General features: G+C 49.1%; 15 protein-coding genes. 13 read left to right on the top strand and 2 right to left on the bottom strand.

All coding sequences use genetic code 11. The features are described 5' to 3' along the window. Positions 1-187 precede the first annotated feature (187 nt). The 11 genes from AC3RCI_RS24095 to dnaI all read left to right on the top strand — a co-directional run bounded on the left by AC3RCI_RS24095 (position 188) and on the right by dnaI (position 21,437). The gene (locus AC3RCI_RS24095; RefSeq protein ID WP_492526739.1) at positions 188-2,017 is read left to right on the top strand and encodes a sensor histidine kinase; all 1,830 of its coding nucleotides are present in this window, start codon (positions 188-190) and stop codon (positions 2,015-2,017) included. A 1-nt stretch (position 2,018) separates the two neighbouring features. After that, the gene (locus AC3RCI_RS24090; RefSeq protein ID WP_492526737.1) at positions 2,019-3,533 is read left to right on the top strand and encodes a response regulator; all 1,515 of its coding nucleotides are present in this window, start codon (positions 2,019-2,021) and stop codon (positions 3,531-3,533) included. Positions 3,534-3,816: 283 nt separating this feature from the next. After that, positions 3,817-5,289, top strand: coding sequence for an ABC transporter substrate-binding protein (locus AC3RCI_RS24085; protein ID WP_127538935.1), 1,473 nt, complete (start codon positions 3,817-3,819; stop codon positions 5,287-5,289). 79 nt (positions 5,290-5,368) lie between these two features. Next, on the top strand, positions 5,369-6,298 hold the full coding sequence (locus AC3RCI_RS24080) for an ABC transporter permease (protein ID WP_095292071.1): 930 nt from the start codon (positions 5,369-5,371) through the stop codon (positions 6,296-6,298). Between the two features lie 84 nt (positions 6,299-6,382). Next, a complete protein-coding gene (locus AC3RCI_RS24075; protein WP_217506623.1) occupies positions 6,383-7,237 on the top strand; it encodes a carbohydrate ABC transporter permease in 855 nt (284 codons plus the stop codon). A 33-nt stretch (positions 7,238-7,270) separates the two neighbouring features. Further along, positions 7,271-9,580 (top strand): glycoside hydrolase family 3 N-terminal domain-containing protein, encoded by a 2,310-nt coding sequence (locus AC3RCI_RS24070; protein ID WP_492526735.1) that lies wholly within the window; start codon positions 7,271-7,273, stop codon positions 9,578-9,580. Between the two features lie 3 nt (positions 9,581-9,583). Further along, a complete protein-coding gene (locus AC3RCI_RS24065) occupies positions 9,584-12,727 on the top strand; it encodes an alpha-mannosidase (RefSeq protein ID WP_492526733.1) in 3,144 nt (1,047 codons plus the stop codon). 259 nt (positions 12,728-12,986) lie between these two features. Continuing rightward, entirely contained in the window at positions 12,987-14,306 is a 1,320-nt protein-coding gene (locus AC3RCI_RS24060; RefSeq protein WP_127538938.1) for a glycoside hydrolase family 125 protein, read from the top strand. Beyond that, entirely contained in the window at positions 14,303-17,470 is a 3,168-nt protein-coding gene (locus AC3RCI_RS24055; RefSeq protein ID WP_492526731.1) for a beta-galactosidase, read from the top strand. The genes AC3RCI_RS24060 and AC3RCI_RS24055 overlap by 4 nt, the downstream gene beginning before the upstream one ends. A gap of 3 nt (positions 17,471-17,473) precedes the next feature. After that, entirely contained in the window at positions 17,474-20,257 is a 2,784-nt protein-coding gene (locus AC3RCI_RS24050; RefSeq protein ID WP_492526729.1) for an alpha-mannosidase, read from the top strand. 229 nt (positions 20,258-20,486) lie between these two features. Continuing rightward, positions 20,487-21,437 carry a primosomal protein DnaI gene (gene dnaI, locus AC3RCI_RS24045; protein ID WP_127538941.1) on the top strand — a complete coding sequence of 317 codons (951 nt, stop codon included), beginning with the start codon at positions 20,487-20,489 and terminating at the stop codon, positions 21,435-21,437. Between the two features lie 97 nt (positions 21,438-21,534). On the opposite strand, the gene AC3RCI_RS24040 is transcribed toward dnaI, so the two are convergent. Beyond that, the gene (locus AC3RCI_RS24040; protein ID WP_095292061.1) at positions 21,535-21,690 is read right to left on the bottom strand and encodes a YqzM family protein; all 156 of its coding nucleotides are present in this window, start codon (positions 21,688-21,690) and stop codon (positions 21,535-21,537) included. A gap of 264 nt (positions 21,691-21,954) precedes the next feature. On the opposite strand from AC3RCI_RS24040, the gene trxA reads away from it, so the two are divergent. Together trxA and uvrC are read left to right on the top strand one after the other, a co-directional pair. Beyond that, positions 21,955-22,272 (top strand): thioredoxin, encoded by a 318-nt coding sequence (gene trxA, locus AC3RCI_RS24035; protein WP_095292059.1) that lies wholly within the window; start codon positions 21,955-21,957, stop codon positions 22,270-22,272. Between the two features lie 316 nt (positions 22,273-22,588). After that, positions 22,589-24,676, top strand: a complete 2,088-nt coding sequence (gene uvrC / locus AC3RCI_RS24030) for an excinuclease ABC subunit UvrC (RefSeq protein WP_492526727.1) — start codon at positions 22,589-22,591, stop codon at positions 24,674-24,676. Here uvrC and AC3RCI_RS24025 read toward each other — a convergent pair. Beyond that, on the bottom strand, positions 24,645-26,342 hold the full coding sequence (locus tag AC3RCI_RS24025) for a CPBP family intramembrane glutamic endopeptidase (protein ID WP_492526725.1): 1,698 nt from the start codon (positions 26,340-26,342) through the stop codon (positions 24,645-24,647). The two genes, uvrC and AC3RCI_RS24025, sit on opposite strands and share 32 nt — an antisense overlap. Positions 26,343-26,729: the final 387 nt, after the last annotated feature.

Below are 26,729 nucleotides of genomic sequence, written 5' to 3'. Positions count from 1 at the left end.
ATGTAAGGTATTCGTTTACACAAATATAAACTTATGGTTAACGATAGAGCATGAAAGCATTTTCAAATAGGGCGAAATTAAAGAAAGGCAGGTATAAACTAAAGAAAAGTTCAAGGTGGGAAGTTAATGTCAGAAGGCAAATGATATAATTCAGACAGGACAAGCCGCATCGGGGGGAACATGCGATTTGAAAATTGTTAGCGTTTACAATAATTTCTTCAAAAATAATATGTTTATGAAAATGCTGTTTATTTTCTCGATGATTTCGATTGTGACGATTATTACGCTGTCGTATATCATTTTTCTATCGGTGTCCGATTCTACCATCCGCCGTGAGCTGGCTATCCAAAAGGCTGCGATGGAAAGTGTGGACCGATATATTCATCAGCAGTATGAGTCCGTGCAAAATATGGTGAGAGATATGCATCAGAACGAGGCACTGTCAGCCAATATCTCCTATCTGATGAGCCACACCTATGCAGATTATGTCCAGCATCTCACCAATGGATATTACGCCAATCAGGATGACTATTCCGCAGATGTACTGAAACATTTCCAGAATATCATGGATCGAAACGCGGACATTCATCAGTTGATGTTATATAGTGCAGAGCGCCAGGACATGTCCATGTTCAGCCCCAATAAGCAATTCAAGAAGCTGGACACGAGTGCTGCCCATTCCTATATTCCTGACGTGATGGCCATGGAGACGCCTAATATCAGTGCACCCAACTACTGGATTCGCAAAGAGATCAATGAATGGAGCCCGGATCTGTACGCGATTCGTGTTCCCATCAACAATACACAGACGCTGCGGAATCTGGGGCAATTCCTCGTTTTTTTTGACTCTGCAGGCATTGGAAATGCACTTGATAGTTATGAGAGCAACTTTAAGGGAGAAATTGTGGTATTGTCGGCCAAAGGTAACGTGTTATTTGACTCCAGCAGCAACTATTACGGCAAGAAGTATCCTTATGTTGAAGTTGCAGATTCGCTATTCGATCAGACCGATATGGATTCGATGAAAAAGGAAAAAAACATGTATGTAAACAAGTTTGTCTCGGCAGACCAGGGCTATGTGATAGTGGCCACAGTTCCTGTGGAAGAGATGGCTGAGGCCTATGCAGGTATTCGGAATACCATTATTTCGATCAGCACCGTATGTACCCTGTTTGCTGTGCTCGTGCCGGCGTTTTTTATCATTAACTTTGCGAAGCGGACCCGGAGAATTATCCGATTTACGCAGAAAGTGAAGTATGGCAATCTGAGTGCACGGATTGATGATACCCGTGACGATGAGCTTGGGCAGATCTCGCACAGCTTTAACGATATGCTCGATGAACTTAATCTGTATATTGAGCGGGTGTACAAGGCCGAGATCAAACAAAAGGAGACGGAGCTGGTTGCTCTGCAGGCCAGAATTAATCCTCATTTTCTCTATAACACGCTTGAAGTGATTCGTATGAGAGCCATTTCCCAGGGGGCAAGGGATGTTGGTGAGATGATCTACAGCTTATCGGTGCTCTTCAAGAGCCTTGTTCAACAGAAGAAAAACTATACATTGAAGGATGAGATGGAGGCTTGCCGTCTATATCTGGAACTCTTTCGAATCCGTTATAAGGATATCTTCACCTATACGATTCAATTGGATCCTGTGCATAATCAACATCCTGTGGTCAAGCTGTCCCTGCAGCCGATCATTGAAAACTATGTCGTGCACGGAATCCAGACGGAACGCTCGGATAACAAATTGTCCATTGTGGTGGAGGAGATTGGAGATGTGCTGCAGGTGGAAGTCAGAGATAATGGCAAAGGCATTGATCCTGCCCGATTGGCAGAAATTCGTGAAGAGCTCGATCGTCCAGAGGAATCAGGACAAATGTTTGGGCTGCGCAGTGTGCACAGTCGTCTGCGCTACCTGTATGGACCGGAGTTTGGAATGACGATAGAGAGTACGCTTGGAGAAGGAACCCTGATAAGGGTGCGTTATCCTCATACGGAAGGGACAGGTGTTTAGCATGTACAACGTGTTTATTGTGGACGATGAGCCGTTCATCATTGAAGGATTATACGAGATTGTGGATTGGTCTTCATTTGGAATGGAAATTGTGAACCATGCCGGCAATGGCCAGGCGGCGCTCCAAGCGCTGTCTGCCCAGCCTGTCGACATTCTGATCACGGATATTTCCATGCCCATTATGAATGGACTGGATCTGATTCGGGAAGCAAGGCGTGTCCAGCCTGACCTTAAAGTGATTATTCTCAGCGGGTTCAATGAGTTCGAATACTTGAAGGAAGCGATGCAGCTGGGGATCGAAAATTATCTGCTCAAGCCGATCAATGTGGAGGAGCTGGAATCAACGCTGCGAAACACGGCCTCCAAGCTGGATCAAGCACCAGCAAAAACAAGTTATGATGCCTACGGCATTCAAATTTTGAAGGACAACATTCTTCATCGATGGTTGACGGGGCAGATCGCAACGGCGGAATTCGAAGAGCGTTCTCTGTTCATGAATCTTACACTTGATGGTCCATGCTATGGCATTGCCATTCTCCGTACGAAGGGAGAAGAGCCGGGCATATTTGATCAAGTGCAGCGTCTACTTGCAGACAAGCCTTATGTGAGTACTTTTCATGATTTGGATGGCGATATCGTCATGATCGCGAGTGTGGACGAGCATCAGGTCGATAGACAGATGTTTATGGATTGCGTCACCGGTTTATCCAGGCAGATCTCTGAAGCACACCCGTCGGTTTATATGGGTATGGGGAGCATGGCGAAGGGCATTCATCAGGCACCCGCGAGTTACAAAGAAGCCAAGCGCGCTCTGCAGTATGTGATGATCTACCCGGATCTTAAAGTGATCGATCATGCGATTCTTGAAACGGGAAGCAGTGCTGGCAGTCGTTTCTCCTTCGACTGGAAGGAATATGCCAAGCTGATGTTATCCCGAAATACCGAACAGCTTTCAGAACGAATTCAAACGGATTTTGAACAGTATCGCGACGGGATGACTCCTGTGGAACTGCAGCATACGGCGCTCGAATTGGTTATTCGTTTCAAAATGGAGCTGGAGAGCATTAAGCATACGGATGAGTCTGTCATTTACCAAAAGGGGTTAAGGCGGGTACTGGATAGTAGTACCTTTGCCGAACTGGTGCAGGCCCTTCAGCAAGTGGGGAGCGAGACGATCGAATCTCTGCTGCAGGATCTGAAAAACCCGATTGTGAGCCAAGTGCTTCAGCATATCGAGAAGCATTACGCAGAAGAGCTTTCCCTTAAGCTGCTAGGGGCTCATTATCATCTGCATCCCGTGTATCTTGGACAGCTGTTTCACAAGGAGACAGGAGAGACCTTTGCCGAGTACATCAATAAATACCGGATCGAGCGTGCCAAGGAACAGCTGCGCAGTTCCAATCTGAAGGTGCATGAGATCGCAAGAAACGTTGGATATTGGGAGACAGGATATTTTTATAAGCAATTCCGCAAATATGTAGGCATTTCACCGACCGATTTCAAGGTTTTTAATTAATTCGGTGACGGGAAGATTCGATCTGCGGACTCAACGTATAAGAGACATTTCGGGAACAGCAGTGGCATGGGAAGAGTTTAATGCCAGATGTTACCCGGCATGTCTCTTTCATGTAAGCGATTTATTAAATCAGGGACAAAAACAAGAGTCAGGGAGAATATCTCTTTAATTTGTACCCCGAAAACTTAAGTTTATCTTCTTTTTGAAAATGCTTTCATTCGATAAGGTTATAGCAGTTAGTTCGTTAGTGCTTAAGGGAAAACGAAAAGGGAGGATCTAAACAATGCTTAAAAAAAGAAAAAGTTTTTCTCTCGTCCTGGCATTATTAATGGCCGTTACACTTGTACTTAGTGCCTGCGGTGGAAGCGAGAGTGCTTCGGAATCCGGCGGGGCTGGAGATGATTCAGTCGAACTGATCTGGTACACCATCGGTACCCCGCAAAAAGATGTGAACAAGGTCATGGAAGAAGTCAGCAAGTATACCAAGGAAAAAATCAATGCTACCGTAACCATGAAAATGGTCGATTGGGGTGACTACCCTCAAAAGATGCAGGTGAATGTGGCTTCCGGTGAGCCTATGGACATTCTGTTCACCTCTTCGGGCGGATTCGACTACGTTCAGAATGCGAGAAAAGGCGCGTTCTTGGAACTGGATGAGCTGCTCCCCAAATATGGCAAGGATCTGATGGACACGATTGACCCGGCATTCCTCAGCGGTTCCAAAGTGGATGGTCATAACTACGGTATTCCAGCGAACAAGGAACTGCCGCAGCAAGAGGTATGGCGTTTCAACAAAACACTGCTCGATAAGTACAACCTGGACATCTCCAATATCCGCACCTTGGACAGTCTCGAACCTTTGCTCAAAACAATCAAGGAAAATGAGCCAAGTGTGACGCCGTTTGCGATGGATAAAAACTATGTCCCTTACGTTCCTTATGACTATGTCATTCAAAATTTGCCTATGGCAATCAAGCTAGATACAACGGATTACAAGCTCGTTAACATCCTGGAGACTCCTGAAATGAAGGAAGCGCTCACAACGATGAACAAATATTACAAAGCTGGCTATGTATCTGCAGAGGCAGCAACAACAGGATCAACCAACGATCTGACGACATCGGGCAACTGGTTCCTGGATCGCGCACAGACTCAACCGCTGGCTGACAATCAATGGTCTGCAAGTTATGGATATCCTGTCGTTTCCACACCGGCAAGTGATGCAATCATCACAAACACTTCTGTACAAGGATCCATCATGGCGATCTCCGCCAACTCCGAGTACCCGGAAAAAGCAATGGAATTCCTGAACCTGCTCAATACCGATCCAGTGCTGCGCAACATGGTGGACTCCGGTATCGAGGGCACTCACTACAAAAAAGTGGACGATACACACATGGAAAACCTGGCTGAATCGAAGAACTATGACATGCCTTCGTATTCCCTTGGTAACAACATGCTGCTCTATCTGAACAACAACGATCCGGATAACAAATGGGATGAGTTCAAGAAATTTAATGCTGAAGGCGTGAACTCCCCAATTCTCAGCTTCAACTTTGATGCAAGCAACGTTTCTACTGAATTGACAGCTGTACAAAACGTGAAAGAACAATACTGGGCCGCATTGATGACTGGTACGCTGGACCCGGCGACCAACTTGGATCAGGTCATTGAGAAGTTCAATCAAGCCGGTCTTGAGAAGGTAATGGCTGAAGCCCAAAGCCAGCTTGATGCCTGGAGAGCGGAAAATAAGTAAGGTTACATTCGTAGGATCGGGCGGCTGCATGTAGCGTCCGATCCTTTTTTTTCATTCAAGCTTGAAGGAGGATATCCCAATGACTGCATTTTTGAAAAACCTGATAAAAAACCGAGTCATGCTGTTCATGGTACTGCCTGGCGCCATCTGGTTCTTCTTCTTCTCTTATCTGCCCCTGGTGGGTACTGTAGCGGCATTCAAGGAATATCGCTTTAGTCGTGAGGGATTCTGGGCCAGCCTTGCGAAGAGCGAATGGGTGGGCTGGGACAACTTCAAATTCCTGTTCAGCAACAATGACGCGCTGCTGATTACCCGCAACACACTTCTGTATAACATCGCCATCATATTCTTGGGGTTAGTGTTCGCTGTAGGTTTGGCCATTCTACTCTCGGAACTTATTAATAAACGGCTCGCCAAAATATATCAAACAGGGATGTTCCTCCCGTATTTCCTCTCCTGGGTCATTGTAGGTTACTTTGTGTTCAGTTTCCTGAGCATGGACCGGGGAATGTTGAATCAGATCATCGGCTGGTTCGGGATGGAACCCATCCAGTGGTATTCGGAAGCCAAGTATTGGCCGTACATTCTGATTTTCGTCGCACTTTGGAAAACGATCGGCTACAACAGTATCGTCTATCTGGCATCTATACTGGGCATTGACCGTTCGCTCTATGAAGCTGCAATGATTGACGGTGCGAGCAAATGGCAGCAGATTCGCAACATTACGATCCCATTGCTATCCCCAATCATCACGATTATGACACTTCTTGCTGTAGGCCGTATCTTCTACGCTGACTTTGGTCTCTTCTATCAAGTGCCAAGGGATTCGGGTACGCTCTATTCCGTTACGAATGTCATTGACACGTATGTATATCGCGGTTTGAAAACGAGCGGTGAGATTGGCATGAGTACCGCTGCCGGATTGTATCAATCGGTTGTGGGCTTTGTACTGGTTATCATCTCCAACTATGTGGTACGCAAGATCGATAAAGATAGCAGCTTATTCTAGGACAAGGGAAAGGAGTGAACCACTGTGGCTCAACTCGTAAAAAAACGCGATTTCCATCATGTATCCAGCGGCTGGAACGTCATCATGAATATCATGGCCGGACTATTCGCTCTGATCTGTGTGTTTCCTTTTATATTTGTCGTCATCATCTCGTTTACGGATGAAAAGGCATTGGCCCGTGACGGATACCGCCTGATTCCGGCGGAATGGAGTCTCGCGGCATATCAATTTGTCTGGCAGAGCGGTGATACACTGCTGCGTGCGTATGGGGTTACCATTCTGGTCACGGTACTCGGAACAATCATCAGTTTGATCCTCATGTCCCTGTATGCCTATGCCATTTCCCGCAAGAGCTTCAGATATCGGAGATTTTTCTCCGTGTTTGCCATTTTGACCATGCTGTTCAACGGCGGGATGATCCCGACCTATATGGTCGTATCCCAACTGCTTGGATTGAAAGATACCGTATGGGCACTGATTCTGCCGCTGGCGATGAATGCCTTCTATATTATGATTCTGCGTACGTTCTACTCCACCAGTGTACCGGATGCGGTTATTGAATCCGCAAGAATTGATGGCGCCGGGGAGTTTTATACTTTTATGAAAATCGTTATTCCATTGTCTCTGCCAGGGCTGGCAACGATCGGGTTGTTCAGTACACTGGGTTACTGGAATGACTGGTTCAACGCACTCTTATACATTGATAATCCCAACCTGGTACCGCTGCAATCCATGCTGATGCGGATCGAGTCCAGCATTCAGTTTATTCAGCAGAACTCCGCCAACAGCTCCATGAGTCTGGCAGCCATGCAGTCCATTCCGCAGGATACTTCCCGGATGGCGATGGTCGTGCTTGCAACGCTGCCGATTATATTTGCCTATCCGTTCTTCCAGCGCTATTTCGTACAAGGTCTGACGGTTGGAGCGGTGAAGGAATAACCGGATCACTCTATAGGATTGGAGAGTTTCAGGATGATGACATATAAGGACAAAAGCAAGCCCGTCGAAGAACGGGTGCAGCACCTGCTTGGCCTGATGACTACGGAAGAGAAGGTAGGCCAGCTCATTCAGCCTTTTGGCTGGCAGACCTATACGAATGACAAGGGAAATATCACGCTAAATGATTCCTTTATAGAGCAAGTGAAAAACGGCGGCGTCGGCTCTCTCTATGGCGCCCTTCGGGCCGATCCCTGGACTGGCGTTACACTTGAAAATGGTTTATCCGCGAGAGAAGGTGCGGAAGCTGTTAACCTGATTCAGCGTCATGCTGTGGAGCATTCCCGACTGGGGATTCCGATCCTGATTGGGGAGGAGTGCTCTCACGGCCATATGGCCATTGACGGAACGGTATATCCCGTACCGCTGCTGCTCGGCAGCACCTGGAATTTGGACTTATACCGAGAGATGTGCCAGGCCGTAGCTAAGGAAACGCGTGCTCAGGGTGGAGCGGTTACGTATTCTCCGGTACTGGATGTCGTGCGTGATCCTCGCTGGGGACGTACGGAGGAATGCTTTGGCGAAGATCCGTATCTCATTGGGGAACTGGCGGTAGCTTCTGTCGAAGGACTTCAGGGGGAAAGCCTTGACCGGGATGATGCGGTAGCTGCAACGCTGAAGCATTTTGTCGGTTACGGCAGCTCGGAAGGCGGCCGCAATGCAGGACCTGTACACATGGGCTGGCGTGAACTGATGGAAGTGGATCTGTATCCATTCCGAAAAGCAGTGGAAGCAGGGGCAGCATCCATTATGCCTGCTTATAACGAAATTGATGGCACACCTTGTACGGTAAATACGGAATTACTGGATCGTGTTTTACGTGAAGACTGGGGCTTTGAGGGTTTGGTCATTACGGACTGCGGTGCAATCAACATGCTGGCAGGCGGGCATGATGTTGCAGCAGATGGACTCGATGCATCTGTTCAGGCTATTCAGGCAGGCATCGATATGGAAATGTCCGGTGAGATGTTTGGACAGTATCTGGTGCAGGCTGTTTCGGAGGGCAAGCTTGATGTGCAGGTTTTGGAACGGGCTGTCAGCCGCGTACTGGCATTGAAATTCAAACTTGGCTTGTTCGAGCAGCCTTATGTAGACGCTGACCGGGCCGCAGAAGTAATTGGCAGTGAGCAGCATATCCAGCTGGCACGGCAATTGGCAGCAGAAGGAGTGGTTCTGCTCAAAAATGAGCAATCCGCTCTCCCGCTATCCATAACAGGAGCTGGGCAGATTGCTGTCATTGGCCCGAATGCGGATCATGCCTACAATCAGCTCGGTGATTACACGTCACCGCAGCCCAAATCCAAAGTGGCAACCGTACTGGATGGTATCCGCTCCAAGCTCGCGGAGAATGAAGCTGTACGTGAGGTGCTTTATGCGCCAGGTTGCCGAATCAAAGGCGATTCCAGAGAAGGCTTCGAGCATGCCATTGAGATCGCCGGCAAGGCAGATACCGTCATCATGGTGGTTGGCGGGTCAAGTGCCCGCGATTTCGGCGAAGGAACGATCGACCTGAAGACAGGGGCATCCAATGTGTCCGATCATTCATGGAATGACATGGATTGCGGCGAGGGTATCGACCGTATGACGTTAGGGCTTGCGGGAGTTCAGCTGGAACTCATTCAGGAAATTCACAAGCTCGGCAAAAAGCTGATTGTTGTCTACATCAATGGCCGCCCTATCACTGAACCTTGGGTGGATGAACATGCCGATGCCATTCTGGAGGCCTGGTATCCGGGGCAAGAAGGCGGGCATGCCATTGCAGACATTCTATTTGGCGATGTGAATCCATCGGGCAAATTGACGATTTCCATTCCGAAGCATGTCGGTCAGTTACCTATCTATTACAACGGCAAACGTTCCCGTGGCAAGCGTTATCTCGAAGAGGATCTGGAGCCTCGTTATTCATTTGGATATGGACTTAGCTATACCACTTTTGAATACAGCGAGCCGAAAGTCAGCAGGGCATCCATGACAGCTGACGAATCAGTTATGGTATCGGTGGATGTGACCAATACAGGCCAGCGTAGTGGCGCAGAAGTGGTACAGATGTACATCACCGACGTGGTCAGCCAGATGACTCGCCCGGCCAAGGAGCTGAAAGGATTCAAAAAAGTGAATCTGGCACCTGGTGAGACGCAAACGATTGAATTCCTTGTTGGTGCGGAGCAGCTGCAATATATCGGACGGCATTTGAAACCCGTGGTTGAACCGGGACTATTCCGTATTCATATCGGCAGCAGCGTAAACGACACACAAATGGCCGAGCTTACGGTAAGGGAGGCGTAAAACATGGAACGTATTAGACGATTTATTCGTGAACTGTCTGAACATCAGTGGCTGGAGCAGGTGGATCTGCGCAGCTGGAACATCACCCGTGCTTATTATGACGTGCCGGGAAAATATGAGAATCAAGGGCCTTATCCGGAGGGAGAAGGCCTGGAACGTTTTCCAAGCACACAGGGGACCACCTACTTTTTTCGAACCCGTTTAGAAGTTCCTGCTTCCTGGCAGCATGCCCCATTCGGACTGTTATTTCAATCGGGAGGAGAAGGGTTGCTGCGGGTGAATGGTCGTTCTTATCAGGGTCTGGATCGCAATCATACGTACGTTACGCTGGACCCGTCCAAGATTGGAGTTCATCCGGAGCTTGAAATCGAACTGTTCGATCCTGTACCTGAACCTGTCGATCCGTTGAACCAGCAGGCCGTTATTCAGCCGCCGATCACATCAATCACCAGTCTGCTGGTGAGACCGAACGAGGCGGTTCGCAGCCTGATGTATACGGTCATTATTGTACGCGATTCGGCCATACTGCTGCCCGAAAGCGACTTCCGGCGTGTACGTCTGCTGGAAGCCATCTATCGTGCGATGGATCAATTCGTCGGCATGACAGATGAAGAGATCAAGCAGGGGGAAGGCATTCGCCAGATTGAAGAGAGTTTAGCGAATCATGTGCGAGAGATTGGTGGTAACGCCGAAGGTCTTGAACATATGGTGGGACAGTCCCATATCGACATTGCCTGGTTGTGGCCTGTACGGGAGACCGTACGCAAGACAAGTCGTACATTCTCAACCGTGGATGCACTAATGAATGAGTATCCCGATTATGTGTACTCCCAGAGCCAACCTTTGTTGTACGCCTTTCTGAAGGAACATGATCCCGAATTGTATGCACGGGTGAAGCAGCGCATTGCAGAAGGACGCTGGGAACTGGTTGGCGGCATGTGGGTTGAACCGGATCTGAACATTCCGAGCGGCGAGTCGCTGATTCGCCAAATGTTATATGGCCAGCGTTTTTACATGGAGGAGTTCGGCAAGACGTCACAGATTGAATGGCTGCCGGATACATTCGGGTACTGTGCCTCCCTGCCTCAGATATTGAAACATGGCAATGTGGACTATTTCATGACGACGAAGCTGGGATGGAACGATACCAATGTATTCCCGTACGATCTCTTTCACTGGGTTGGCATTGACGGTACACCGATCCTGTCTTATCTCAACCATGGTGTCAATGAACACACTTTACCGAAGGATATTCATGATCACTGGCAGTCCTACCGTGAGAAAGCAGCACATCCCGAGCACATGCTTCTATACGGGCATGGTGATGGTGGAGGCGGAGTAACCCGCGAAATGCTGGAGTACGTGGATCGTGCAGACCTGATGGTAGGGCAGCCTGCCAGTCGTTACAGTACAGCGGGAGCCTTTTTTGCAGGTATTGAAGCAGGGCAGCCTACACTTCCGGAATGGCACGGTGATCTGTACCTGGAACTGCATCGAGGCACGTACACGACACATGCACGCAACAAGCGGAACAATCGCAAGGCAGAGGTCCTGTATCGTGAAGCCGAGCTGTGGAACACACTCGCTCTGCCGGACATGGAGGCGCAGACAGAAGCTGAAGTCCGTTCGGCACTGCATGAGGGCTGGAAGCTGATCTTGCTGAATCAATTCCACGATATTATTCCAGGCTCAGCGATTACGGAGTCCTACGTTACTTCGGATGAGGAATATGTACGAGTTTTTGAGTTAGGTAGAGCAGGGCTGAATCAAGGTACTGCGGCATTAACGGCAGGTATTAACACAAAGGGTCCAGAAGGTTCAGCGGCCTATGTGGTGTTCAACAGCCTTGGCTGGAAGCGTAGTGCAGTCATTCAGTTCCCCGTGCACGATGGCTTGGATCGTTATGCGGTAGATGTAGAAGGCCAGCACCTGCGAATGGATCGGGAAGATAACGCGATTTCGATTCTTGTGGATGACATTCCGGCGTTTGGGTATAAGACGATTTGGCTGGTATCTGAAAATACTAGGGAAACGAATGCACAAGAAGTGACCAGCCTTGCCGGTCAACCTGTCTTTGACGATACATGGGATACGGCGTTTTATCATGTGGAGTTTAACAACCGAGGCGAGATTACTCGTCTGTGGGATAAGGCAGCAGAGCGGGAAATGCTGAAGCCGGGTGAACGGGGCAATCAATTCCACTTTTTTCACGACCGTCCGACGCTCTGGGATGCGTGGGATATTGATAGCCGTTATGAAGAACAGGTTGCCGGGGAAGTCGAGCTATTGGAGAAAAAGCTGGTGCTGGCTGGTACAACGAAGGACGTACTGCGCTTCCGCTGGAAACTCCATCAATCGGAGATTACACAAGATATCGTCTTCTACCATGATTCACGGCGTATTGACTTCCAAACACAAGTGAGCTGGAACGAAAACCACAAACTCTTGAAAGTCGGTTTTCCAATTGATGTCGTGACCTCCAAGGCGACGTATGAGATTCCGTTTGGCGCATTGGAGCGGCCAACCCACCGTAACACCAGCTGGGAACAAGCCCAGTATGAAGTTTGTGGCCACCGTTTCGCAGATGTATCCGAATATGGATACGGAGTGAGTTTGCTTAATGACTGCAAATACGGATACGACGTACAGGGAAGCACCATTCGTTTATCCCTGCTTCGTGCACCGAAATGGCCGGACCGAACCGCCGATCTGGGAGAGCATGAATTCACCTATTCCCTGTATCCGCATGAAGGGGATTGGCGTAATGCGCACACGGTACGTCATGCTGCAGAGCTGAATCATGAGGTGACGGTACAGCAGGTACAGCAGAGTACAGGGACTGATGTTGAGTCAACTGCTGCAACTGCCTCACCTGCACGCCCGGCAACCGGAGCATGGATTGATTGGGATAGCGAACATGTCATTTTGGATACGGTTAAAATGGCAGAGGATGGACACGGCACGGTACTTCGTTTCTATGAATCTTCAGGTAAACGTGAACGTGTAACCTTGCAATGGCCACATGCCTTTGAGCAGGCCTATCTCTCCAACGCGTTGGAAGAATCGGGTGAGCCTTTGGATATGACGAATGGTCAGATTACATTGACCTTCGCCCCTTACGAAATTAAAACCGTGCTGCTGCGGTAAACCTTTTTGAAAGATCTCAGAGCTATGCAAGATGAACTTAAACATTTACACCATAACGCAGAGTGCAGAACCAGTCTGGAGAAGCAGAGCGCTCGCGTTTATCACTGGATTTTTCCCTTTGAAGAAGGGAATCCAAAAAAATCCGGGGATAACAGCGATCCGAAGATGGTACTGCAATCGTAGTGGCCATGTGTAACAGTTCACGGGTTCATCTTATCTAGCTACACCATTCAATACGTTTAAGGAGTTGCACTCATCCATGGAACAATTCAGATTACCCAAAATACCAATGCCGCCCGTTGCTGTGCCGCAATCCATTCAGGCAGTGCTCGAAGAGGCGGAACAGAAGCTGGCTCATCGACCGAAGCTGCTTCAATTATTCAAAAATTGTTTCCCTAATACAATAGAAACAACTACAAAATTGATGGACGATGGCACGACTTTTGTCATCACCGGAGACATCCCAGCCTCGTGGCTGCGTGATTCCGTGGAGCAGGTGGTGCACTACATTCCGTTTGCGAAGGAAGATGAGGACCTGCAGCGGATCATTGGCGGCCTGATCAAGCGCCACATCCAGTATGTTCATATTGACCCGTATGCCAATGCCTTCAATGAGACGGCCAATGACTGGCACTGGAACACGACGGACGAGACTGACATGTCGCCATGGGTATGGGAACGAAAATTCGAGATTGATTCGCTGTGCTTTGTTGTGAGACTGGCCTATCTATATTGGAAGGAAACGGAGCTAACCGACATTTTCGATTCCAGCTTCAAAGCAGCCATGCGCAAAATCGTGGACCTGTTCAAGGTGGAACAGCATCACATGGAACAATCTCCATATCGCTTTACGCGCAATAACGGCATTCCAACAGATTCTCTGCGTAATCATGGGAAGGGCATGCCGGTCAATTATACAGGCATGATCTGGTCTGGCTTCCGTTCCAGCGACGATGCGTGCGATTTTCACTACAATATCCCAGGCAACATGTTTGCAGTCGTAGCTTTGCGCCAGATGCAGGAGTTTGCCGAGTGGGTGTTCCGGGATATGGCGCTGCTGCAGGAGCTTAAGGATCTGGAGCAGGACGTGGATCACGGCATTCAGCTGTACGGCATTTATCGTCATCCGGAATTTGGTCCCATCTACGCGTACGAGACGGATGGCTACGGCAATTACTGTCTCATGGATGATGCCGGTACACCGGGGCTGATGTCCATTCCGTATCTCGGCTACGTCACAGCGGATGATCCAATCTATCAAAATACCCGCCGATTCGCCCTGAGCAAAGAGAACCCGTTTTATTATGAGGGCAAGGTTGCCAAAGGGATCGGCAGCCCGCACACACCACCGGATTACATCTGGCATATGGGTCTATCCATGCAGGGACTGACGGCACAATCTGCCGAGGAGAAGCTGGAGATCATTCGTATGCTGGAAGCGACAGATGCGGATACAGGTTATATGCATGAAGGTTTCCATGCGGATGATCCAACAATATTTACGAGAAAATGGTTTGCATGGTCCAACAGCCTGTTCTCCCAGTTGGTCTATAAATCCATGAAGGATGGCCTGTTATGAGTACACATGTGAAGGACAACAAGCTGATTATCTTCGCTGATCCGGATTTTCCGGCAGAAGGCCAGCGGCCATCCCGCGAAGCTCTGGATACTTGGCAAAGGTCTGATGAAGTCATCGTTGCAGGCGCGCGTGAACTGGCTGAGGTGTTGAAAGCAGCAGCAGGCGAGGGCTGTCTGGTAAACCTGCATGCACCCTATTTTCCCAAATCGGCCTGGACAGAAATTGCAGCCTATCTGCATCAGGGAGGAAGCCTGATTAGTGTGGGTGGAGTACCGTTTAAGCGCCCTGTCCGGGATCAGGATGGAGCTTGGGTTGTGGAGTCAGAGCAGACGGTGTATCACCAGGAGCTTTATATTCACGAGGCGCTGAACGTATCTTCAGAGAATATTCAAACGTATGCTTCCTCTGAACCCATTTCATTGCTTGCTGGCAAAGAGGGCTTGTTTGAGATTGCAGACACGTGGAATCTGGTCCCGCATACCACAAAGTCCAGTGATCTGCCTCACCAGATGGGTTCGGCAGGACCGATGAGCACGCAGATCTATCCGTTACTTTGCGGAGTGAGTAAGGATGAACGCAGCATTGCCGCTCCGGTCGTCTTGTGGGAGAACTCCCGCAGTACATTTGCTGGTTCACGCTGGATGTTTGTGAATCTGCCGCTGACCGCTTCATTCTGGGAGCGGGACGGTGCTAACGAGATTGTGAAGTGGGCACAATTCTGTGCCAAAGGGGTAACTGAACTGTCCCTCAAGCCTAACTATGCTACGTATGGAACAGGTGAACGGGCTTTACTTACCCTTCAGGGACAGATTTTACAGCGCGCGGGTGACAGAAGTACAGCTTCCGAGTTGTGGACGTTTGATCTGACTGTTGAACGGGAGGATCGGGCAGGCACAGCTGAGAAGGTATGGAGCCATAAGCTGCAGATGGAGCTTACCGGAGAACAGCAATTTGTACGCCTCCCTCTTCCGGTTCCAGTAGAAAGCGGGCTGTACCGAATCGTATGTCGTGCGCAAGCACCTGACGGTGAAGTTCGGGTCTTGTGCCAAGGCTTCTGGGGCCAGGATGACGCATTGCTTGCAGAAGGTGAAGTCATCACCCGCAGCAGAGACTACTTTGTAAAAGAAGGACGACCTCTCCCTGTTGTGGGCATGACGTACATGACCTCCGACGTAGCCCGGAAATTTCTGTTTCTGCCGAATGCCGACGTATGGGATCGGGACATGGCACAGATGGCGAAAGCGGGCATTAACTGGATTCGGACCGGAATCTGGACGGCATATCGCAATATGATGCAGGTGGACGGACACATGGCAGAGGATGTGCTTCGCGCGATTGATGCCTTCCTGTTAACGGCGAAGCGCCACGGCCTGCAGGTCACGTTCACATTCTTTTCCTTTACGCCTGAAACGTGGGAAGGAACGAATCCGTATCTGGATCCGCAAAGTGTCGAGGCACAGAAGCGTTTTATTCGCAGTATCGTCAGCCGGCATACACACACCACCCATGTGGATTGGGATCTGATTAACGAGCCATCGATGTTTGATCCGGTACGCATCTTCTCGGCTGGCCCGCGCTCAGCCCGGGATTCACACGAACAGCAGGCTTTTGTGAAATGGCTTGAGCAGCGTCATGAAACCATTGAAGCGCTGCAGGAAGCATGGAACATGTCGCCGAAGCAGCTTCCGAACTTTGCAGCAGCGGTCATTCCGGAACCGGAAGAGATTAACTTTGATGTACAGGACATGCATAAGGCGAAAAAAGGAACCCGCTGGCTCGATTATTGTCTCTTCTCCATGGAGATGCACAATGTTTGGGCAAGAGAGCTCGTAGGTACGATCAAGGATTTGGTGCCGAATCATCTCGTTACTGTAGGGCAGGACGAAGCTCTGGGTGCACAGCGTCCTTCACCGTTTTTCTATGAACGTGAAGTGGATTATACCACCGTGCATTCCTGGTGGTTGAACGATGATCTGATCTGGGACGGCATTTTCACCAAAACTCCGCATAAACCGAATTTAATTCAAGAGACGGGCATCATGTATGTGGAGACCCCGGATGGACGTGCCAAGCGCACGGAAGAAGAGCTTCGCAGCATTCTTGAACGGAAGTATGCCTATGCATTCTCCACAGGTGGTGCCGGAGCAGTGCAATGGATCTGGAATACCAACTTCTATATGGATAATGCCAATGAATCTCATATTGGAGCCCTCCGTGCAGATGGTACAGAGAAGCCTGAAGCGGATGTATCCTATGACTTTGGCCGCTTCATGCAGAAGGTGCGTGATCTCTTCGAGGATCGTGAGCTGGAGGAGATTGCGGTCGTGTTCCCGTATTCCAATGACTTCTCCAACCGTTCCCTTGCGTATGATGCAACAACCAAGCTTACGCGTGTGATGTCCTATGATCTGAAACTGCCATTCCGTGCCGTATCCGAATATCATTTGGAAGCACTGGAGCAGCAGCCGCCCAAGCTGATTATCGTGCCGAGTCCACACAATATGGATAATGATGCATTGCTTCAGCTGCTTGCATTCACGGAGAAGGAAGGCGCATGTCTGCTGATCACTGGACCACTGGGACTGGACGCGTACTGGAAGGCCAGTGACCGGGCCGTTCACATTGTGGGTAAACGCAGTTTGGGTAATGTGCAGCGTGAAGAACTGCTGAATATCAATGGGGTGAATCACCGGGTAACATATGGCCGGCGTCGTATTGCTGAGGTGGCTAAAGAGACGCTGCTTCATCAAGATCATGACACTCCAGATGGAGTGACTGTTCTGCCATGGGGGAAAGGAAAAATCATGTGGACCCCGCTGCCGCTCGAGCTTAACGGACGGGATGAGCCGCTGGCGGACCTGTATCGTTATGCGGCCGAAACGGCTGGCATCCATCAGGAGTTGGAATGGGTATCTGGAGGAGAAATCGCAGGAATCTATGGCCGGAAGCTCAGTTTTCCAAAAGGAAATCTATATGTATTTGTGTCAGAGTCTTCACTCCATCACAAGGTTCAAGTCAGAGATACTCGCACTGGCGTATCCTATGAATTCAAATTGGAGAAAAATCGGTCCGTGCTGTTTGCCACAGATGCTGCAGGAAAGCTGCATACGGTGTATCGCCCGGAAGAAGTTGAGATTGTACAACAAAATGGAGAGGTGGGCTAACGCATGACGGAACAAAAGGATAAACCAAAAACCAAAAGAGCCCATATCATTTCGCACACTCACTGGGATCGGGAATGGTACCTGCCCTATGAGAAGCACCATATGCGGCTCGTTCAACTGGTGGATTCACTGCTGGATGAGCTCGATGAGGGAGCAGACTACAAAAGCTTTTATCTGGATGGACAAACGATCATTATCGACGATTATCTTCAGGTCCGTCCGGAGCAGAAGGAGCGACTGGAGAAGCATATACGTAATGGCCGGATCGTGATTGGGCCATGGTATATTTTGCAGGATGCGTTCCTTACCAGTGGTGAAGCCAATGTGCGCAATATGCAGGTTGGACATCGGGATGCGAAGCGTTACGGCACGCCCTCCAAGATCGGTTATTTTCCCGATACGTTCGGGCTGGTTGGACAGACGCCGCAGCTTATGCTGCAATCTGGCATCGATAACGTCTTTTTTGGAAGAGGCGTGAAGCCTACAGGCTTCAATAATACCGTATCGGATGCAGGATACGAATCCAGCTTCTCGGAGCTCATGTGGGAAGGGCCGGATGGATCGAAGGTGCTGGGGGTGCTGTTTGCCAACTGGTACTCCAATGGTAATGAAATTCCGGTAGATGAGGCTTCAGCTCGCAAGTTCTGGGAAACCAAACTGGCAGATGCCGAGAAATATGCCTCGACCAATGAGCTGCTGTATATGAACGGTTGTGATCACCAGCCTATTCAGCGGGATCTGCCTGAGGCGATCCGAATGGCCGAGCAATTACATCCCGACATTGAATTCGTACACTCCAACTTTCCGGATTATCTGACGGCCCTGAAAGAATCATCGGAACATGAGCTGTCCACGGTAAAAGGAGAGCTGCGCAGCCAGCGTACCGATGGCTGGGGTACATTGGTGAACACGGCTTCGGCACGGGTTTATCTGAAACAGATGAACCAGCTTGGTCAAGCCTTGCTGGAAAAGGTGGCTGAGCCACTGGCGTCCTACGCCCATCTTCTTGGGCATGCTTATCCGCATGACCAGCTGACATATGCCTGGAAAACGCTGATGCAGAACCATCCCCATGATAGCATCTGCGGCTGCAGTGTAGATGAGGTTCACCGCGAGATGGTCACTCGATTCGAGAAGAGCCGTCACGTTGCTGAAGCCATGATTGAAGAGAGCACAAGTCAGATTGCTGCTTCAGTGGATACCTCAATCTTTGCCAGTTACGGTGAGGATGCGCGGCCGCTGATCACGTTTAATACGACAGGCTGGGAGCGCAGCGGCGTTGTTCAGATCGAACTGGATGCAGCTCGTATCTACTTCCGTGATGGAATTTCATTAGAGGGTATGGCTGCCCAAATGAACAACGTAGACCTGTCGGGTCGTATCCTCGTTGATGAAAAGGGTGCGCACGTTCCGTGTACAGTTAAAGATCTGGGCCTGCAGTTCGGTTATGATCTGCCGGATGACCGATTCCGTCAGCCGTACAGCTGCCGCCGGGTCAGAATTACATTTGAAGCTGAGAACGTGCCAGCGCTTGGATTGAAGGCATATGCTTGGATTCGCAGTGAAGCTCAGGATGATTCTGTCTCGAATGGGACTGCACTGCGCAGTGGTGAACGTAGCCTGGAGAATGAATATGTTGCCGTTACAATCGCAGACAATGGCTCCTTTACACTGAAGGATAAACGTACAGGACGTACGTACCAAGACCTTGGCGTATACGAAAATGTTGGGGATATCGGTAACGAGTATATGTTCAAGCAGCCGGAGAATGAAGTTGCCTTGACTACGAAAGAATTAACTGCCGGCATACAGATCATAGAGGATACGCCGTACCGTGTCTCCTACGAAATCATACATGATTGGGAAATTCCAGCTTCGGCGGATGAGGTGCTGGATCGTGAACAGCGTGAGCTCATCTATTACCCGTATCGCAAGGCACAGCGTTCCAAACAGACTACCACACTGCGTATTCGTACGATTCTGTCGTTAAGCCGCAGCGGAAAAGGAGTTCATGTGCAAACCACGTTCAACAATCAGGCGAAGGATCACCGTGTACGTGCCCTGTTCCCAACCGATCTGGCGACTGCGGTTCACCATGTGGATTCCATGTTTGAGATTGCTACTCGTGATAATGTACCCGCACCGGAGTGGCAAAATCCAAGCAATACACAGCATCAGCAAAGCTTTGTGGATGTGAGTGAAGAACAGGCTGGACTGGTCGTAGCCAATCTGGGACTGAATGAATATGAAGTTCTTCAGGATGGGCGCAATACGATCGCCGTAACGCTGCTCCGTGCCGTAGGGGAGCTCGGGGACTGGGGATTGTTCCCGACACCGGAAGCACAATGTCTGGGGGAGCATGCGTTCCAGATGGAGATCATTCCGCATGATGGAAGCGGTGCATCATCAGATGCATACATCGAGGCTTACCAGTTCCAGGTTCCATGGACGCTGGTTCAAACGGATGTTCACTCAGGTACGCTGTCATCAACGCATACGCCATTTGCATGGCAAGGGGAAGGTATGGCATTCTCCTCACTGAAAGTGAATGAGGAATCAGGTGATCTGATGATGCGCTGGTATAATATGAAGCCGGACACATCGCTGCTGAGTTTGGCTGCGACCGAATTGGATACGAATGAAGAAGCATACAAGAGCAATATTTTGGAGGAGAAGGGGGAGAAACTCGTATCCTCTTCAAATGTTTCTACTAATCTATTCAGCGGCAAACAATGGTCCATCCCGGCAGGACCTTGCGAGATTGTTACGGTAGGGCTCCCTCATTAAAGGAAACACCCTGAGAGCAGGCAGGTACTGTCATCCACACCATTCGCGATACGATGTGTTACGAAGGAGATCGTTTTTTCCAGACGGAACATGTTGAGTTATGCCCCGAGTTTCTATAGAATGAACAATAGAATTGCAATCGATCGAAGGAACCTTTGCCGTCATCATGGTTATTGGTAAAATTCAGGTGGTTCATTCTATATTGAATACATTAAGGGGGCTTGAAGCCATGGAATCCTTGGGAGGACTGCTTCAGCAGCTTAATCCTTCCTTTCGTGAGCAGTCGCGGCGAATTGCGGCGGAGCTGATGGATGATCCGTACGTACGCGAATTCCGAGCAGGTCACCCGGAACTGAAAGATGCGCAGCTCATGACCGATCTGAGCAAGCTGTATCAGTATGCCCGAGATTCGAAAAACTGTGCGAATTGTCCGGGACTGGATAACTGTCCTAACGATTTCCAGGGTCACTTTTGCAAACTGGAAGTAGAGCATTTTAACGGTAAACCCGAAATTATAGATAAAAAAGCTCCGTGTTCCAAACATATTGCCAGGCAAAATGAGCATGTGATCAAGAAGAGAATCCGCAGCTTCTATGTGGACGAGCGTGCGCTTAGTGCAGGATATAACGATGTGGAAATTATGGGCAAGGATCGGATGCGGGCTCCGGCGGTAAACCAGGTTCTGCGTTATATCAATGATACGAAGGAGAACGGATTATCTCCGCAAGGACTGTTTCTTGAGGGATCATTTGGAACAGGCAAGACGTTTCTGATGTGCTATTTGTTACACGAATTAGCCGTTGCGGGATACACAGGGGTCATTATCTACATGCCTGACTTTGTGGAGGATCTGAAATCCATGATCACGGATGGGCAGAAGCTGAAGGAAACGACAGATATACTCAAAAGCTGTGACCTGCTCATCTTCGATGATATTGGCGCAGAGAATCTGAATCCTTGGGTTCGAGATCATGTGATGGGTTCCATTTTGAACTACCGCATGAATCGGAAACCGACGTTCTACACGTCCAACTACAATCTGGATGGGCTGGAGAAGCATCTCAGCTTTACGAGCAGGGATGGCGAGGAAATGAACAAGGGGCAGCGTCTGATGGATCGCATTCGTCCGTTTGTTGACGTCGTTTCTGTTCGCGGAGAGAATCAGCGAGGCAAGCGATAATTTTTATATTCATACGGTAAGTAGTCCACAAAAAAGCCTGGTTTTTCGCGGTAGTCGCGGAAACCGGGCTTTTTTGGTCCTGCGCGGGCCTGACATCCTATTCGGTCAGGAATTTGAAGATGACCATGCCGAAGAAGATAACTGTCATCAGGCCACCCATGCCGGCAACACCCGCAATCAGATCGAATAGATCGTTACGGGGCTCCTCGTTCACATGTTCACGCGGGTCGCTGATCCGCACATTTGCGTCCATGGTATTGCCTCCTTATGTGGATCAACAGCTTGCCCTTCCAGGGAGCTGAAGCCCGGAGTAATTTTAGTATACTTGGAAAAGAAAGCGTTTGTAAAGATTTTGCAGCAATCGTGTCAAGATGACCAATTGTGAAGATTTGATGGTGGAGAGATGAACATTGCACGTTCATTTCACAAGTTAAGATGACCTGTGTTATACTGGAAGTGTCGTTCACGACGTTACAGGTTAAAATAAACCGTAAGTATATATAAGGAGGACAATTTCATGGCTATTGTTAACGTATCCGATCAATCCTTTAACGCTGAAGTCGAAGGAGAAGGAACGGTTCTTGTTGATTTCTGGGCGCCTTGGTGCGGTCCTTGCAAAATGCTCGCTCCAATCCTGGAAGAGCTGTCCACCGAAGTTGGCGATGCAGTGAAAATTGCCAAAGTCAACGTTGACGAAAATCCGGAATCCGCTTCCCGCTTCGGCGTAATGAGCATTCCGACATTGATCTTCTTCAAAGACGGCCAACCGGTTGATAAAGTGGTTGGATTGAACTCGAAAGAAGCACTCAAAGGAATCATCGAGAAACACCAATAATTCACTAGGCTAACAGATACGCCTCCGGTTTATGCGCCGGGGGCGTTTTGCGTCGAATATCTTTTTATAGGACAATATAGTGGTATACGATTATTATAAGTTGGTCTGAAAATTACATGTTTAACGGAGAGGACAGAAATGATCTGAAGAAACGAAGTGGTCGCCTTTATCACCGGATTTATACCTTAAAAAAAAGCAATCATAAGAAATCCGGGGGTAACAGCGATTGGAAGATCATTCTGGCATCGGAGTGGCACATGTAAGAAGAAGCTTTCAACTTTCTCAGAATCGATCGGGAGGGAGGACCCACCGAATTATGGATGAATTCATCAATGTTCTGCAAGAACAGGAGCAGGCCCTGGAGCAGATACGGCACAAGCTTGCACTGCTGCCTGATATGCCTGGCTGTTATTTGATGAAGAACAGCGAAGGTACCATTATCTATGTAGGTAAGGCCAAAGTGCTGAAAAACCGTGTACGCTCTTATTTTATTGGCAGTCATAACGGTAAGACGCAGCGTCTGGTATCCGAAATCCGCGATTTCGAATACATTGTAACCGGCAGCAATATGGAAGCACTCATCTTGGAGTGTAACCTGATCAAAAAACACATGCCGCGTTATAACGTCTTGCTCAAGGATGACAAAACCTTTCCTTATCTTAAAATTACGAATGAAAAGCATCCCCGGCTCGAAGTGACCCGGCGTGTGCTGAAAGATAAAGCCAAGTACTTTGGACCCTATCCGAACTCGTACGCGGCACACCAAACGAAAAAGCTGCTCGACCGCATGTATCCGCTGCGTAAATGCGGCGTAATGCCGAAGGAAGTCTGCCTGTATTACCACATGGGACAATGTCTTGCTCCCTGTGTGAAGGAAGTAGGCAAGGAGCAATATGACCAGATTTCCCAAGAAATCGGTTCATTCCTGAGCGGAGGTCACGAAGAAATCAAGAAGGATCTGCAGCGCAAAATGCAGGAAGCCGCAGAGGATCTGTATTTCGAACGTGCCAAGGAACTGCGGGACCAGGTCATAGCGATTGACGCCATGATGGAAAAACAGAAAATTACGATGGCGGACGCCAGAGACCGCGATGTGTTTGGGTTCGCCATTGATAAGGGCTGGATGTGCGTCCAGATTCTATATATGCGTCAGGGGAAAATGATCGAGCGTCATGTATCGACGTTTCCGTTTTATGGCGAAGCGTACAGTGACTTTATGTCCTACGTGACGCAGTATTATAGCGATAATCCTGCACTGCCGCAGGAAATCTTGCTGCCTGAAGTTCCGAAAGAACTGGTCACTGAAGACTCGATGGATAACACGGAAGTAATGGCTGCGGATGTGCCAGCGGCTGTAACCTCGGAATCGGATCCATTGTCATCAGCATTAGATGATGTGTCTGCTGAACCACAAGTTGCGGAATCCCGTGCAGCTTATGGGGAAAACCATGCTTCGGACGAGGATGAAGCAGAAACAACAATGGCTCAGGATCTGTCCGATCAACAGGAGGATGCGGCTGTGGATACGAATCGCCCTGGATTGGAAGACCCATTCCAGGCTGCGGCGGCTCTGCAGGAGTGGCTGGAGATCAAGGTTCACATCCCGCAGCGCGGGTTGAAACGCCAAATGATCACCATGGCTGTGGATAACGCACGTGTGGCCTTGGAAGAGAAATTCCGTCTGATTGAGCGTAACGAGGAACGTACATCCAAAGCATCCGAGGGTCTTGGGCGCTGGATCGGTCTGGATCAACTGCGCCGAATCGAGGCGTTTGATAACTCCAACATTCAGGGAACCAACCCGGTGTCGGCGATGATTGTATTTACCGATGGCAAGCCGGACAAGAAAGAATACCGTAAATACAAGGTTCGTTCAGTAGAAGGACCCGATGATTACGAAACGATGCGTGAAGTCATCCGCAGACGTTATGAGCGGGTATTAAAGGAAAACTTGCCTCAGCCTGACCTGATCGTTGTGGATGGCGGAAAAGGGCAGATTTCGGCAGCTGTGGATATATTGGAGAATGAACTGGGTTTGTTTATTCCCGTGTGTGGTCTGGTGAAAGACGCCAAACACAAAACTTCTCAGCTCATGATTGGCAATCCGCCGGAAGTTATTTCACTGCCGCGGGACAGCCAGGAGTTTTATCTGCTTCAACGTATTCAGGAAGAGGTTCACCGCTTCGCCATTTCGTTCCACCGGGAGCAGCGCGGCAAGTCCATGGTCACTTCGCGTCTGGATTCCATTCCTGGCATCGGCGAGAAGCGTCGTAAGCTGCTGCTGAAGCATTTTGGTTCTTTACGCAAAATAAAAGAGGCCAGCGTCGAAGACTTCCGGCCTCTATCTATCGGTGATAAACTAGCTAATCAAATTATTGCAGCACTTCGGGATGAGGAGTCGTAACATACGGCTTCTCTTTTTTTTGCGGATTCCATTTGTAAATTACATAACCAACGATGGCTGGAAGCACAATCCAGAAGATGCCTGCAGAGATATTCAGGGCGTCACCCATAAAGATCAGGCTGAGTCCCATCAGCAGGCTGTCGAAGATGACATGGCTGAACACAACCGCGATAAAGCCGTGGCGAAGCATGACCAGGCTGAACAGCAAACCGATGACCATAAGCTCAATGGGGCGTGTGATAACCGGGTAGATTGGATAAAGTGTATGTCCAAGTGCCCAGATCAACGTTGGAATCAGACAGGCGATAAAGGTATTGCGCACGATTTTCTGCATCATGCGAATCCCGAACAGCCGGTACACCGTTTCCTCTCCAATGCCGGCCATCCAGGCCATGATGGGAAAGATCCATGCGTAAGACATGTTATAAGTTGATTGGTCTGCCGAGGTGGTGGACCAGCTTCCTATGCTGCGTTCCAGAATGAAGAACAGGATGGATTGAACGCCAAGCAAAATGAACGCCCACAGGTACCCTGCATACATGCTGTGAAGGACATATTTGCCGTATCCGGACTCTTTTGCACGCGGCCAAGGATTTAGTCCGATTTTGCGCCACATGCCGTCTCCTGCAACGAGTGAGAGGTAGATCGTGGCACTCATGACCAGAGTGATCCCCGTCTGCATGAGCATCAGGAAGGCCAGCATGAAGCTGGACAGGCCCTGTGCCTGAAACAGTGGAATCATGTTTAGTGTACCAATCACGGATGCGGCGAAGTACACCAGGGACAGAATAATCCCGCGTTTAAATGACGTATGTGCCCGGGTGAGAATACTGTAGATAATCGCCAGCACACCAAGCACGAAGGTCAGGAAAGCATAACCTCCATAAGTCATCCAGTTGGCCTGGCGAGTTTGATCCTTTACATAGTTGATATGCTCGTCTGGAACCGAGAAGACTGATTCGAAGGAGCGAACCGCTCCGTTTTCAAAGGTAAAATTCAGTTCCAGCTTCGATTCACCGATCTGCTTATCCGCATCCGTATAGGTTAATCCACCTTCACCTTCGCGGGTATCCAGCTGAAGCTTGGGGGCGTCATAGCCGAATTCGGCAAGAATTCCGGATGCCAGCTGCTCCTTTTCGTCCAATGGGAGATTGCCCTCGGCGAGCTGAATCGTGGCATTGCGTTTGTTCTTGTCCTGCTCAGCCTCAGCGGAAGCATACAGGGAAGAAGGTAGTTCTCGTTTGAAACCAACGACTTTGCCAGTTCTCATATGTACGTCCACATTCAAATAACCGCCGTTGTCCTCATCAGGCAAACGAACGCGAAACACATCGTAGGGATAGGCTGCTTCCCATTTTTGATTATACGAATCAAGCTGTTTGGTTTTGGCCATGTATCCATAGATATCGGAATGGGTCTGATAGGTGACCAGTGTCTTGCCGTTATCCGAAGGAAGGGTGTAATCGGCCATGGAGGCTGCGAATGATCGTGCGGATTGGGTTGCCTGTTCCTTGCTTATAAAAGATGTAGACGGAATATCCGTGGTTTGTGATGAAGTAGCAGGGAAGATCTGAAAGACAAAAAACAAAATCAGGCCAATCGCCGCCAGCAACCCTAAACGCTTGAAGTTAGCTTTGAGTACCAAAGGCTGCCCTAAGGGGTTCATGTAATAGTGTTCCTCCTTTATTAATTTGGATATTAAAGTAAAGATAGCACAGGCCGAACCCTGAATGCCAATGATGAAACGAAAAGACGTGCAAATCCCTGAAAATGAATGAAAATGATCGAATGAATCTGATCTATTCATTGATATATCTGAGTTTTTCCCTTTTTGCCCGAATTCGATCCTATTTACACAAAAATCGTTTTGTCTGCAACAGCCGCAGCGCTTATAATTTTGAAACAAATGTGCAATATTTGCATGTCTTTAGCCTTGCAAGGGAACGAATAAGAGTATTCCAACCTTAATGCATATGTGGTTATGACTACAATCATTCATGTTTATATGCTCCGATCGGAGCTTATCCAAGATTTAGTTTTTTGGCCCTGTGCC

It is taken from the genome of Paenibacillus sp. MT124, assembly GCF_058792755.1.
The sequence above is the reverse complement of the archived record's forward strand: the minus strand, read 5'-3'. Positions and strand labels throughout refer to the sequence as shown.

Excerpts from the sequence above, each read along its gene's own strand:
- AC3RCI_RS24040 (WP_095292061.1), bottom strand. The coding sequence starts at position 21,690 with ATGGACGCAAATGTGCGGATCAGCGACCCGCGTGAACATGTGAACGAG.
- AC3RCI_RS24075 (WP_217506623.1), top strand. The coding sequence starts at position 6,383 with ATGAATATCATGGCCGGACTATTCGCTCTGATCTGTGTGTTTCCTTTT.
- AC3RCI_RS24050 (WP_492526729.1), top strand. The coding sequence starts at position 17,474 with ATGACGGAACAAAAGGATAAACCAAAAACCAAAAGAGCCCATATCATT.
- AC3RCI_RS24060 (WP_127538938.1), top strand. The coding sequence starts at position 12,987 with ATGGAACAATTCAGATTACCCAAAATACCAATGCCGCCCGTTGCTGTG.
- AC3RCI_RS24025 (WP_492526725.1), bottom strand. The coding sequence starts at position 26,342 with ATGAACCCCTTAGGGCAGCCTTTGGTACTCAAAGCTAACTTCAAGCGT.
- dnaI (WP_127538941.1), top strand. The coding sequence starts at position 20,487 with ATGGAATCCTTGGGAGGACTGCTTCAGCAGCTTAATCCTTCCTTTCGT.
- AC3RCI_RS24065 (WP_492526733.1), top strand. The coding sequence starts at position 9,584 with ATGGAACGTATTAGACGATTTATTCGTGAACTGTCTGAACATCAGTGG.
- trxA (WP_095292059.1), top strand. The coding sequence starts at position 21,955 with ATGGCTATTGTTAACGTATCCGATCAATCCTTTAACGCTGAAGTCGAA.
- AC3RCI_RS24055 (WP_492526731.1), top strand. The coding sequence starts at position 14,303 with ATGAGTACACATGTGAAGGACAACAAGCTGATTATCTTCGCTGATCCG.
- AC3RCI_RS24080 (WP_095292071.1), top strand. The coding sequence starts at position 5,369 with ATGACTGCATTTTTGAAAAACCTGATAAAAAACCGAGTCATGCTGTTC.
- AC3RCI_RS24090 (WP_492526737.1), top strand. The coding sequence starts at position 2,019 with ATGTACAACGTGTTTATTGTGGACGATGAGCCGTTCATCATTGAAGGA.
- uvrC (WP_492526727.1), top strand. The coding sequence starts at position 22,589 with ATGGATGAATTCATCAATGTTCTGCAAGAACAGGAGCAGGCCCTGGAG.
- AC3RCI_RS24070 (WP_492526735.1), top strand. The coding sequence starts at position 7,271 with ATGATGACATATAAGGACAAAAGCAAGCCCGTCGAAGAACGGGTGCAG.
- AC3RCI_RS24085 (WP_127538935.1), top strand. The coding sequence starts at position 3,817 with ATGCTTAAAAAAAGAAAAAGTTTTTCTCTCGTCCTGGCATTATTAATG.